The 12,002-nt window shown below is 62.8% G+C and carries 12 protein-coding genes; 1 reads left to right on the top strand and 11 read right to left on the bottom strand.

Annotated features, from left to right (window positions below; genetic code table 11):
- From B3605_RS21950 to yajC, 6 genes are all read right to left on the bottom strand, one after another.
- Positions 1-486 (bottom strand): redoxin domain-containing protein (locus B3605_RS21950; protein ID WP_296436025.1); only part of this gene is annotated, 486 nt, incomplete at its 3' end.
- Positions 487-655: 169 nt separating this feature from the next.
- Positions 656-1,123: a hypothetical protein gene (locus tag B3605_RS21945; protein WP_026283291.1), complete on the bottom strand. Its 468-nt coding sequence runs from the start codon at positions 1,121-1,123 to the stop codon at positions 656-658.
- Between the two features lie 71 nt (positions 1,124-1,194).
- The gene (locus tag B3605_RS21940) at positions 1,195-2,046 is read right to left on the bottom strand and encodes a phytoene/squalene synthase family protein (protein WP_112941450.1); all 852 of its coding nucleotides are present in this window, start codon (positions 2,044-2,046) and stop codon (positions 1,195-1,197) included.
- A gap of 3 nt (positions 2,047-2,049) precedes the next feature.
- Positions 2,050-2,436 carry an Mth938-like domain-containing protein gene (locus B3605_RS21935; protein WP_112941451.1) on the bottom strand — a complete coding sequence of 129 codons (387 nt, stop codon included), beginning with the start codon at positions 2,434-2,436 and terminating at the stop codon, positions 2,050-2,052.
- A 4-nt stretch (positions 2,437-2,440) separates the two neighbouring features.
- Positions 2,441-4,972: a protein translocase subunit SecDF gene (secDF, locus tag B3605_RS21930; RefSeq protein ID WP_112941452.1), complete on the bottom strand. Its 2,532-nt coding sequence runs from the start codon at positions 4,970-4,972 to the stop codon at positions 2,441-2,443.
- A gap of 55 nt (positions 4,973-5,027) precedes the next feature.
- Positions 5,028-5,372 carry a preprotein translocase subunit YajC gene (yajC, locus tag B3605_RS21925; protein ID WP_047510188.1) on the bottom strand — a complete coding sequence of 115 codons (345 nt, stop codon included), beginning with the start codon at positions 5,370-5,372 and terminating at the stop codon, positions 5,028-5,030.
- Between the two features lie 209 nt (positions 5,373-5,581).
- Between yajC and B3605_RS21920 the strand changes: the two genes are divergently transcribed.
- Positions 5,582-6,454, top strand: a complete 873-nt coding sequence (locus tag B3605_RS21920; RefSeq protein ID WP_112941453.1) for an ATP-binding protein — start codon at positions 5,582-5,584, stop codon at positions 6,452-6,454.
- A 115-nt stretch (positions 6,455-6,569) separates the two neighbouring features.
- Here the strand turns inward: B3605_RS21920 and B3605_RS21915 are convergent, their stop codons facing one another.
- The 5 genes from B3605_RS21915 to tatC form a co-directional block, all read right to left on the bottom strand.
- A complete protein-coding gene (locus tag B3605_RS21915) occupies positions 6,570-8,159 on the bottom strand; it encodes a peptidoglycan DD-metalloendopeptidase family protein (RefSeq protein WP_112941454.1) in 1,590 nt (529 codons plus the stop codon).
- 129 nt (positions 8,160-8,288) lie between these two features.
- The gene (locus tag B3605_RS21910) at positions 8,289-8,942 is read right to left on the bottom strand and encodes a protein-L-isoaspartate(D-aspartate) O-methyltransferase (RefSeq protein WP_018900078.1); all 654 of its coding nucleotides are present in this window, start codon (positions 8,940-8,942) and stop codon (positions 8,289-8,291) included.
- A 6-nt stretch (positions 8,943-8,948) separates the two neighbouring features.
- On the bottom strand, positions 8,949-9,716 hold the full coding sequence (surE, locus tag B3605_RS21905; RefSeq protein WP_112941455.1) for a 5'/3'-nucleotidase SurE: 768 nt from the start codon (positions 9,714-9,716) through the stop codon (positions 8,949-8,951).
- A 4-nt stretch (positions 9,717-9,720) separates the two neighbouring features.
- Complete coding sequence (gene serS, locus B3605_RS21900; RefSeq protein ID WP_047510179.1) at positions 9,721-11,004, bottom strand: serine--tRNA ligase; 1,284 nt, start codon at positions 11,002-11,004, stop codon at positions 9,721-9,723.
- A gap of 97 nt (positions 11,005-11,101) precedes the next feature.
- Positions 11,102-11,929, bottom strand: a complete 828-nt coding sequence (gene tatC, locus B3605_RS21895) for a twin-arginine translocase subunit TatC (RefSeq protein WP_018900081.1) — start codon at positions 11,927-11,929, stop codon at positions 11,102-11,104.
- Positions 11,930-12,002 lie beyond the last annotated feature (73 nt).

Genomic DNA, 12,002 nt, shown 5'->3' with positions numbered 1-12,002 from the left:
GATGACGCGGATGACTTCGTCGAAGTTGCGGCCGGTCGTCATCGGGTAGACGAGGATAAGCTTGATCTTCTTGTCGGGACCGATGACGAAGACGTTGCGAACCGTCTGGTTGTCGGCCGCGGTGCGGACGGTCGGATCACCCGACACGGCTGCCGGCAGCATGTGGTAGAGCTTGGACACGTTGAAATCGACGTCGGCGATCATCGGGTAGTTGGGGCGCGTGCCTTGCGTTTCCTCGATGTCGTTCATCCAGCCGTCGTGACGATCCAGCGGGTCGACGGAGAGGCCGATGATCTTGACGCCGCGACGGTCGAACTCCGGCTTGATCTTCGCCATGTAGCCGAGCTCGGTGGTGCAGACCGGCGTGAAATCCTTGGGATGCGAAAACAGGACCGCCCAGGAGCTGCCGATCCAATCGTGAAAATTGATCGTGCCTTCGGTCGTCTGCGCTTCGAAATCGGGAGCAATGTCGTTGATCGCAAGCATACTTACCTCCAATAAGTTGTAGGAAAATTCATGGGGCCTCGCGGTGAGCGCGAAACATGCTCCACTTTGAGGACTAAGGCAATATGACACGAAAGAGGTAGCGCGGTCGGAAAATCGTCAAAAGCCCGGCGCATGGCCGGGCATTGCTCGACTGAAAATTGGAGGCGGTTTACCGGTGGTTCGCGGCGGTCGGGTCGGCCAGCGGCAGTTCGCGATCGGGTTCGGCGACGTAGTTGCCGAGCAGCCAGAGAGCGACTTCGGAGGCTTCCTTCGGCGAGGCGAATTCGAAGGTGCCGTTCTGGTGGGGCGTATCGAGGAAATCAACCGTCAGGCCCTTGCCGCTGTCGGAGCTTTGAACGCGCACCCTGCCCGGCTGGATGACCTGGCAGGAGTAATGGCGCTGCATGCTGCGCATGAAGCCGGCCTTGTTGTCGTGCAGGCGGACGAAGACCACCTGGCCGTTGGCCGTCGCCTGCAGCGAGCGGATCGCTTCCGTCGGGAAGGCGCGGTTGAACTCGATGATGGCAAGGCCGGTATCGTGCAGGCCCTGCTCCTCATGCTTCGCCGACATGCGCACGGCGATGAAGGCCACGATGACGAGCATCACGAAAAGAGTGGCCCAGATCATTATGCTCACGTCACACTCCATTCAAAGCAAGCGATGATGACAGCTATAACGCACGAGGCTTGCGCGAGTTTGAACGAGCCTCAGATTTTCTTGCGCATCAGCGCCACGGTCATGCCGATTTGGCGGCGCCATTGCGGCTGCTGCGCGGAGCGATCGAACAGCCCTGCTCCCAGCTTCTGCGCCTTCGACAGCACCGGCGCAGCCAGTGCTGCGGGCAGGAAGGCCGGGAAGACCGCCTGCGGGATAGCGACCTTGCGCGCCCTCGCGAGATGGTCGCGACCAAGGCCGGCGAAGGCCTCGATGGCGGCCGAGATGCGCGCCTTGTCTTCGCCAGCCAGGAAGGTGTCGCGGTCAAGCCCGGTCGCGGTAAGGATCTCGAGCGGGATATAGATCTGGCCGCGGTGGCGATGGAGCGGCATCAAGAGCAGCAATCCCGCGATCGCCTGAGCGACGCCGGCATGGCCTGCGGCTTCGGCCGACTGTGCCGCCTCTTCGGGCGACAGGATCAGGCTTGCGAGCTGGATCAGCGCCGAGGCCGTCTCGCCCGCATAGCCTTCCAGCGCGCCGCGCGATTCCATCGGATCGTCGTAGAGATCGAAGACGCGGGCGTCGATCATATTCGACAGCGTCTGGCGCGGCAGGCGGTGGGTCTCGACCGCTGACAACAGGGCCGCAGCCACCGGGTTGGCCTCGGTGGAGCCGTGCGCGGTTCCCTCCAGAAGATCGCGCCAGTATTGCATGCGCACTTCGCCGGGAAGCGGCTCGTGCACGAGATCGCGGATGCGGGCGAGTTCGGCGTTGAAGGCATAGAGCGCCGCCAGTGCGCCGCGCTTGTCTTCGGGAGACAGGAGGCAGGCAAGATAGCGATCACGATCGCTGTCGCGCAGCATCGCCAGGCAGATGTCCTGGTTCGTCGAGGATTGATCGGCCATGCGTCAGACCGCGATCAGCGCCGCTGCGACGGCGCGGGATTCCATCAGCATGATGTTGAAGGTGCGCACCGCCGCACCCGTGCTCATCGAATCCGAGGAAATGCCGGCGCCCTTCAGCGCGGCTTTAAGCTCCGCCGGGATCGGGCGCATGTCTACACCGGTGCCGAGCAGCAGGAATTCGATCTCGGACGCCTCGTTCAGGACACGCTGCAGGTTTTCGATCGACAGCGGCATGGCCGCGTCCATGTTCCAGCCGTGGATGCCCGACGGCAGGCAGAGGATGGAGCCGCGATGCGACATGTCGGCGAAGCGGAAACCGCCGTTCCCGTAGGTATCGATCGGAGCGCGACCGGGAAAATGCGCTTCGCGTATTTCAATGCCTCTTGCCATATTCTCACACTGCCGGCTTGCCGGGCTGGGCGGCCGGTTCCGGTACTTTCTTGTCGTTATCGTTATCGAGCGCATCCGGGCGGAGCTTGAAGACGATCAGCACCGGTGCAGCAATGTAGATGGAGGAAAACGTGCCGATGGCAACGCCAGCCAACATGATGAAGGCGAAGGAGCGGATGACCTCGCCGCCGAAGATTGCCAGCGCGAGCAGGGCCAGCATGGTGGTGGCGGCGGTCAGCACGGTGCGCGACAGCGTCTGGTTGATCGACGCATCGATCAGGATCGGCAACGGCATCTTGCGGTAGCGCTTCAGGTTTTCGCGCATGCGGTCGTAGACCACGACGGTATCGTTGAGCGAATAGCCGATGATCGTCAGTAGGGCGGCGACGCTGGTCAGGTTGAACTCGATGCCGGTAAGCACGAACAACCCAAGGATCAAGATGATGTCGTGCAGCGTGGCGACGATGGCGCCGACGGCGAACTGCCACTCGAAGCGCATCCAGATGTAGACGAGGATGACGATGAGCGACGCGAGCACGCCGAGCGAGGCGGCGCGGGTGAGTTCGCCAGAGATGGCGGGGCCGACCACTTCGACGCGGCGGAAATCATAGTCGTTGGCGAGTTCGTCGCGCACCAGCGTGACCGCCGACTGTTCGGCATTCTCGCCGCCGCCCTGCGCTTCCAGCTGTATCAGCGCGCCGGCGGGATCGGCAAGCCTGCGGGCAAGGATGTCGCCGATCGGCAGATCGCCGAGGCGGGCGCGGATATCCTCGAGGTCGGCAGGACCCTGCTTGGCCTTGACCTCGATGATCGAGCCACCGGCGAAGTCGATGCCGAGATGCATTCCGACCGCCGCGAAGCCCAGCATGGCCGCGACGCAGAGAGCGGCCGAGGCGGTGAAGACATAGCGGCGGATGCCCATGAAGCGGATGTTGGCGCGATCGAAGATGCCGGTGTGGACATCCTTCGGCAGATGCCGGGGATGACGGCGATGCAGCCAGGTGACGACGATCCAGCGGGTGAGCGTGACCGCCGTAAAAATGGTGGTCAGGATGCCGGCGGCGAGCGTGACGGCAAAGCCGCGCACCGCGTCGTTGCCGAGGAAATAGAGGATGACGGCGGCGATGAAGATGGTGACGTTGGCATCGAGGATCGTCATGATCGCACGGGAGAAGCCGTAGTCGATCGCCTCGAAGAACGGCCGGCCGGTTTTTGCCTCGTCGCGGATGCGCTCGTAGATCAGGACATTGGCATCAACCGCCATGCCCATGATGAGCACGATGCCGGCAATGCCCGGTAGGGTAAGCGTGGCGCCGATGAGGCTCATCACCGCGAGGATGAGGATGAGGTTCAGGAGCAGCGACAAAGCGGCGATCAGGCCGAGGCCGCGATAGAAGCCGAACATGAGGCCGATGACCAGGATGGCAGCGACGATGCCGGCGACGAGCCCTGCCCGCGCCGATTCCGCGCCGAGCGCCGGACTGACCGTGCGCTCCTCGACCGTTGTCAGCGTGGCCGGAAGCGCGCCGGCGCGCAGCATGAGGGCCAGGTCGCTGGCGCCTTGTTCGGTGTAGCTGACCGGGATCTCACCCTTGCCGTCGAGGATCGGCGCGCCGATCGGAAGCGATGCCATGACCTGGTCGTCGAAGATGATCGCAAGATGGCCGCCGCCGTGCTGCTGCGTCTTCTCCGCCAGGCGCTTGGTGCCTTCGGCGTCGAGCGCATAGCGGATCGCCACCGTGTCTGCCTGCGCATCCGCGAAGGATTGGACATCGACGACATTGGCGCTGCTGATGAAATCGGTACGGTCCACGAGATAGGGGATCGGCGGATCATCCAGCGAATAGAGAACCTCGGAGCTCGCCGGCCAGCGGCCGTTGACCGCGTCCTGGCCCGACATGGTTTCGTCGAGCATGCGCACGGACAGCTTGGCGGGCTCGTTGAGGATGTTCTTCAGACGCTCGGCATCGATGACGCCGAAGACCTGGACATCGAGACGATCGGTGCCCTCGGGCTTGATCGCGAAATCGGGATTGCCGAGGCCGGCGATACGGCGGCTGACGATGTCGACGGACTGGGCCTGCGCCTCTGAAATGGCGGCGTTGATGGCGGCATCCGCGATTTCGATCGTGAGGTCGCCGCTATCAGCCTGCTTGAGCGTGACACCCTGCGTCGAGGTCAGATTTTTCAGCGCGGCGACGGCAGCGTCGACCTGCGCGGGGTCGGTGATCTTGACGGTGATCGTCTGGTCGTTGCCCGTAAGCCCGGTGTAACGGATATTGGCCTGACGCAAGGAGCGGCTGATCTCGCCGACGGTGGCGACCAGCTTCTGGCGCGCGACATCGGCGCGGTCGACCTCGAAGACGACATGCGTGCCGCCGCGGAGATCGGAGCCCAGCACGACACGGTGCTTGGACAGCCAGGAAGACAGCAGGCCGGACTGGCCGACCGGCAGAAAATTGGGGGCCGCGATCAACACGGCCACCAGCACCACAAACCAGATCAGAAGGGTCTTCCAGCGGGAAAAATGAAGCATTTTCTCTCGACTATGTCAGATCCGGGTGATCCGGTTCGTGGGATATGCGTGATGATTATGCGGCATCTGCCTTTACGGGCTCGCCCTTGACGCGGATCTCGGTGACGCCGGTGCGGACAACGCGAACGCGCACGCCATCAGCAATTTCGACTTCGATTTCTTTTTCGTCAATCACCTTGGTGACCTTGCCGACGAGACCGCCAGACGTGACGACCTGATCGCCACGACGGATTGCCTTCAGGGCTTCGTCACGCTTCTTCGCCTGGGCGCGCTGCGGACGGATGAGCAGGAAATACCAGACGACCATCAACGGCACGAACAGGATGATCATTTCGAAGCCGGAACCGAACGGCGACGCCGCACTGTCGGTGGCCTGGGCGAATGCCGGGGTGATGAACATGCTAATCTCCTCAAACTTTTCCGGAGGCGGAATGTCGCCTTTTTTCTCGGTGGCCGGACTATAATTATGGTCTTTGCGATTGCAACTGAAACAGCCGAAAACCGTACCGATTCCGCTGCCTAATAACCTTTCCGCGTATAAAAGGCCATGCTACCCGACTACGAAAAGCAATTGCCACACAGCCGCATACGCCCCAAGGAGAAAAGGCCATGGCCGAAGACGTCAACAGCATCATTCTCGGCGAACTGCGCCGCCTTGCCGATGCCGTGGAACGGCTGGCGGGACCGCCGCCAGCCATCAACGACTGGAACGCGGCCGACTGTTTCGTCTGGGCCCCTGCCCGCCAGCATCTGCAGCCTGTTGCGCGCCCCAACCGCGTGGCGCTGGCGCTGATCCGCGGCGTCGATCGCGTGCGCGATATCCTGCATGAAAACACGGTGCGCTTCGCCGAGGGCTATGCAGCCAACAACGTGCTTCTGTGGGGCGCGCGGGGCATGGGCAAGTCGTCGCTGGTGAAGGCCGTTCACGAAGATGTCAGACGCGAAAGCGGCGTTTCGCTGAAGCTGGTCGAGGTGCACCGCGAGGATATCGCCAGTCTGCCCACACTGCTCGACCTCCTGAAGGACACACCGCACCGCGTCATCGTCTTCTGCGACGACCTTTCCTTCGACCACGACGACACGGCCTACAAGTCGCTGAAGGCAGCGCTCGATGGCGGGGTCGAGGGACGGCCGGAAAATGTGCTGTTCTATGCGACCTCCAACCGTCGCCACCTGCTGCCGCGCCACATGATGGAAAACGAGCAGTCGACGGCGATCAACCCGTCGGAGGCTGTCGAGGAGAAGGTGTCGCTGTCGGACCGCTTCGGGCTGTGGCTCGGCTTCCACAAGTGCAGCCAGGAAGACTATCTGACGATGATCGACGGCTACGCCGCCCACTTCAAGCTGCCGCTCGACCGCGAGACGCTGCATGCCGAAGCGCTGGAATGGGCAACGACGCGCGGCGCCCGCTCGGGCCGCGTCGCCTGGCAGTATGTCCAGGACCTCGCGGGCCGGAAGCGGATCGCGCTCGACAGAGCCTGATGACTGCTTTCAAGATTACCTGAAACGACAAAAGCCCGGCGTCCGCCGGGCTTTTGCATTGTCCTCGATACACAATACCTATTCGAGGAAACTCTCGACCTACTCGAGGCCCAACCTACTCAAGGAAAGTCATCGGGTTCACCGGCGTTGCGTCCTTGCGGACTTCGAAGTGAACCTGCGGCTGCTTGACGTTGCCGCTCATGCCTGACACCGCGACCGTCTGGCCGCGCTGGATCTTCTGGCCGCGCGTCACGCTCAGCGTGTCGGCATTGCCGTAGACGGTGACGGTGCCGTCGTCGTGGCGAACGAGGACGGTGTTGCCGAGTTCCTTGAGGCCGTTGCCGGCGTAGATGACGACGCCGTTTTCAGCGGCCTTGATGGCCGTGCCCTGCGGAACCGAGATGTCGATACCGTCATTGCGGCTGCCGTTGACGTTGGCGCCATAGGCGGCGATCACGGCACCACGGACCGGCCAGCGATACTTGCCGATACCGGTGGCTTCAGGTGCTGCCGAGGCCACTTCCTTCTTGGCGGCGTCGCTGACGCTTTCGGTCGCGACCGGCGCCTTGTAGGTGGCGGGCTGGGCCGCAGCCGTTTCCGGCGCGGATGCCGGCTGTACGGCGGGCTTGGGCTCCGCCTTCGGCTGGATCGAGGCCGTCTTCATGGTGTCGGCGCCGCCGCTGCCGTTCGGGATGTTCAGTTCCTGACCGATGCGGATCGAGCCGGCCGTGAGGTTGTTGGCGGCCTTGATGTCGTCGATGCTGTTGCCGGTCGCCTTGGCGATCTTGGCAAGCGAGTCACCGGACTTGACGACGTAGGTGCCGCCCGCGCCCTTCGGGCCGGCGCCGACGGGAGCCTTGCCGGACTGGTCGGCACTCGCCATCGACTTGTCACGCGAGGCGTTCGAGCCATTCGGAATGACCGCGAGGTTCTGTTCCTGGCCACGAGCCGGCTGCGGCGCCTGACCACCCTTGGCAAGATCGTTCGACTGCGCGGCGGCCTTGGCGGCGTTGCCGCCGTTGAAGGTCGGGATCAGGATGGTCTGGCCGGGCCTTGCAGCGGCAGCACTCTTCAGGCCATTGGCGCGTAGGATTTCCTTTTCCGGAACGCCATAGCGGTTGGCGAGGATCGCGACGCTTTCGCCGGGACGCATGGTGACCGAGGGAGCGTTGGTCGAGGACCAGCCGGAGACCTTCGGGGTCGAGCCCGTGACGATGTTGTCGGCGTTGCGCTTCGGCGGAACGATGACCTGGCTGGAATGCTGCGGCGCGTTCGCGGCCGGGAACGGCTGAGCGAGAGCGACCTGCTTTTCGCGAGCAGCCGATACGGGCGCCTGCGACACCGCGCCGGGAGCGGCAAGCTCGGAACGCTGAACGGAAACCGGAGCCGATGCCATGCGAGCGCTAGAGCCGTAGGTCGACTGCTGGCTCGGATAGGGCTGATTCATCGACTGATTGTTGTTGGCATAATTGGGCTGCATCGCGCCGCCCTGCATGTCCGCCTGCGGCACTGGGTCAGCCTGAAGGCCGCTCATGCTCCGACGAGGAATGGAATTTGTCGTCATCTGGTCCTGACCGGACGAAGAAAACAGACCGCCGAAACGTGTCACATCGGAACTGCAACCTGATGCAGCACTCGCCAGGAGAGCCACGATCAAGGCATTACCGGCAGACTTCCCGAACTTAGGCGAAACGCTGAAACGCATGACACTCGACCCACTGAATAACGCAACCATTTGTGGGTATGATTAAAGCGCGTTAGCATTACCAACCGGTTAAGGCAGGAACATCAGCTTGCGTTTTTTGACAAATCGCTAACCATAGCGACGACGCGATCAGAGCTGCGAGGCGACGCGCGGAACAATCGGCAGGTATGGGGAGTTGAACAACTCCTCTCGCTCGAAGCGGCTGCCGGTCTTGGTCAGGCGCACAAGGCGACACTCGGTCTCGGAGATGATCAGCGGCGCGATCATCGAACCGCCGGAAACCAGCTGGTCAGCATAGAAGCGCGGCATGCTCTCGAAGGCGGCGGTGACAAGGATACGGTCGAAGGTGCCCTCGCCCTGCAGGCCGGCACTGCCATCAGCCTGGCGCACGATGATATTGCGGATGCCGAGCGTCTCGAAACGCTTCTGGGCGTTCGAGGTCAGCGTCTTGTAGCGGTCGATGGTGAGCACGCGCTCGGCCATGCGGGCGATCACAGCGGTCATGAAACCGCTGCCAGTGCCGACTTCCAGCACACGCTGGCCGGGCTTCACTCTCAGGTGATGCAGGACGCGGACGGCGAAATCGACACCCTCGAGGAAGGAACCGCATTCAATCGGAATGGTACGGCTGGAATAGGCCTGCTCGGTAAACTGCGGCGGCACGAAGAGCGAGCGCGGCGCCTGCTCGACCGCAGTCAGCAGATCAAGATCGGACACGCCTTCGGCCCGCAGCCTCAAAACGAGTGCCGCAAACTCTTCCTTCTCCACCAGACGTGCCGCCAATGCGATTTACTCCGTACCCGAAAGCGCCCGCGCCACGCGGTCCTGTACGGAATAATCGGTCAGATCCAGTTTCAAAGGCGTTACCGAAATCTTTCTATTCTTGAGCGCGTTGACATCGGTGCCGTCAACGAAGGCGCCGGCGCGCTCGCCGAACTTCAGCCAGTAATAGGGAAAGCCACGACCATCGGAGCGGGCGTCGACCTCCAGATTGAAGGCGAGCTTGCCCTGCGCGGTCACTTCCGTGCCCTCGACTTCGTCAGGCGCGCAGTTCGGGAAGTTGAGATTGAGGAAAGTGCCCTCGGGGAGATCGACCGACATCAGCTTCTGCAAAAGCGCCGGGGCATGCGTCTCGCAGACTTCCCAGGGGAGGATGCGCTGGTCGCCTTCGCGAATGTAAGCCTGGCTCAACGCAAAGGAGCGCACGCCCTGCATGGTGCCTTCGATGGCGCCGGCGATCGTGCCCGAATAGGTGACGTCGTCAGCGACGTTCGAACCGGCATTAACGCCGGAGAGAACGAGATCGGGCTTGATCTCCATCACCTGCTTGATGCCCATGATGACGCAATCGGTCGGCGTGCCGCGCAACGCGAAGTGCTTGTCGGAGATCTTGCGCAAGCGCAGCGGCTCCGACAGGCTCAGCGAATGCGCGAGGCCGCTCTGATCGGTCTCGGGCGCGACGATCCAGACGTCGTCGGAGAGTGTGCGCGCAATCCGCTCCAGCGCCGCAAGGCCTTCCGCGTGAATGCCGTCGTCGTTGGTAAGCAGAATGCGCATGGTCTCAAGCCGCCTTTTCGATCTTCGTCAGGCCGCCCATGTAGGGTACCAGCACGTCGGGGATGGTCACCGAGCCATCCTCGTTCAGATAGTTTTCCAGAACCGCGATCAGGCAGCGGCCGACGGCGGTGCCGGAGCCGTTCAGCGTGTGAACGAAGCGATTGGTCTTGTCTTCCTTGCCGCGATAGCGCGTGTTCATGCGCCGCGCCTGGAAATCGCCGCAGACCGAGCAGGACGAGATTTCGCGGTAGGTGTTCTGGCCGGGCAGCCAGACCTCGAGATCGTAGGTCTTGCGCGAGCCGAAGCCCATGTCACCGGTGCAAAGCGTCAGCGTGCGGAAATGCAGGCCGAGGCGCTTCAATACTTCCTCGGCGCAGGCCGTCATGCGTTCATGCTCGGCGATCGAGCTTTCGGCGTCGGTGATCGAAACCAGCTCGCACTTCCAGAACTGGTGCTGGCGCAGCATGCCGCGGGTGTCGCGGCCGGCAGAGCCCGCCTCCGAGCGGAAGGACGGGGTGAGCGCGGTGAAGCGCAGCGGCAGCTTGTCATGCTCAAGGATTTCCTCGCGCACGAGGTTGGTGAGCGTGACTTCCGCCGTCGGGATCATGTAGCGGCCGTCGGTCGTCTTGAAGAGGTCTTCTTCGAACTTCGGCAGGTTGCCGGTGCCGAACAGCGCTTCGGCGCGCACCATCAGCGGCGAGCTCACTTCGGTGTAGCCGTGCTCGCTGGTGTGCAGGTCGATCATGAACTGGCCGAGCGCCCGCTCCAGCCTTGCCAGCGGGCCGGTCAAGACGGTGAAGCGCGAGCCGGAGAGCTTGGCGGCGGTTTCGAAATCCATGTAGCCGAGGGCTTCGCCGATTTCGTAGTGTTCCTTCGGCGTATGGTTCCAACGCGGCTTTTCGCCGGTCACGCGGGTAACGACGTTGTCAGCCTCGTCCTTGCCGACGGGGACGTCGTCATGTGGGACGTTCGGGATGCGCGAGAGGGCGTCGTTCAGCTCTTCGGAGAAGGCGCGATCGTCTTCTTCGGCCGCCGGCAGCAGGACCTTGAGGTCGGCGACCTCGGCCTTCAGCTTCTCGGCCAGCTCGGTGTTCTTCTGCGCCATGGCAGCACCGATCTCCTTGGAGGCGGCGTTGCGGCGGGACAGCATGTCCTGGACCTTCTGAACGGCCGTGCGGCGCTTTTCGTCCAGCGCGATCAGGCTTTCGGACAGGGGCTCGGCACCACGCTTGGCAAGTGCCGCGTCGAGGGCTTCGGGATTCTCACGGATCCATTTGATATCGAGCATCGTCGTTCCAGGTCGTTACAAAAAGGATGACCCGGCCAAAGCCTGACCGGGCCTCGACCGGATATTGGAAAGCGCTCATCGAGGAATTGCGGTGACGCTAGACGTTGTCCGTCTTGGCAACGTCCTGGGACCCTTCAGCCTCGGTGGCCGCATCGCGAGCACGCTGGCGTTCCACGAGTCGCGCCGCGTAGATGGCAATCTCGTAGAGAATGATGGTCGGCAGCGCAAGGCCGATCTGGGACATCGGATCGGGCGGGGTCAGCACCGCCGCGACGATGAAGGCCATGACGATCGCGAACTTGCGCTTTTCGCGCAGCCAGTCCGAGGTCAGCAGGCCGACGCGGGCGAGCAGCGTGGTGATGACGGGAAGCTGGAAAACCAGGCCGAAGGAGAAGACCAGCGTCATGATGAGGCTGAGGTATTCAGAGACCTTCGGCAGGAGCGAGATGGCGACGTCGCCCTCGCCCGGCGCCTGCTGCATGGTCAGGAAGAACCACATGACCATCGGCGTGAAGAAGAAATAGACGAGTGCGGCGCCCATCAGGAACAGGATCGGAGAGGCGATCAGGAACGGCAGGAAGGCCGAGCGCTCGTTCTTGTAGAGGCCGGGGGCCACGAACTTGTATATCTGCGCGGCGATGATCGGGAATGCGATCACGAGACCGCCAAACATGGCCACCTTCACCTGCGTGAAGAAGAACTCTTGCGGCGCCGTGTAGATCAGCTGCGCCTTGGAGACATCGAGATGCGCCCACTGGACCGCCCATTTGTAGGGGAAGACCAGCGCATTGAAGAGATGCTTGGCGAAAATGAAGCAGACGATGAAGGCAGCGAAGAAGGCGCCGATCGACCACATGAGCCGCGTGCGCAGCTCCATCAGATGCTCGATCAACGGCTGCGGCTTGTCTTCGATATCACCGCTCATGCTTCATCTTTCTTTTTCTTCGCCGCCGGCTTCTTCGGCGCGGCCGTGGCGACAGCTGCCGGCTTGGCAGCGG

Origin of the sequence: Rhizobium sp. UBA1881, from assembly GCF_002338015.1 — a bacterium.
In the GTDB taxonomy this organism is placed as follows: domain Bacteria; phylum Pseudomonadota; class Alphaproteobacteria; order Rhizobiales; family Rhizobiaceae; genus Rhizobium.
Note: the sequence above shows the minus strand (reverse complement) of the source record. Positions and strands in the feature narration are given on the sequence as shown.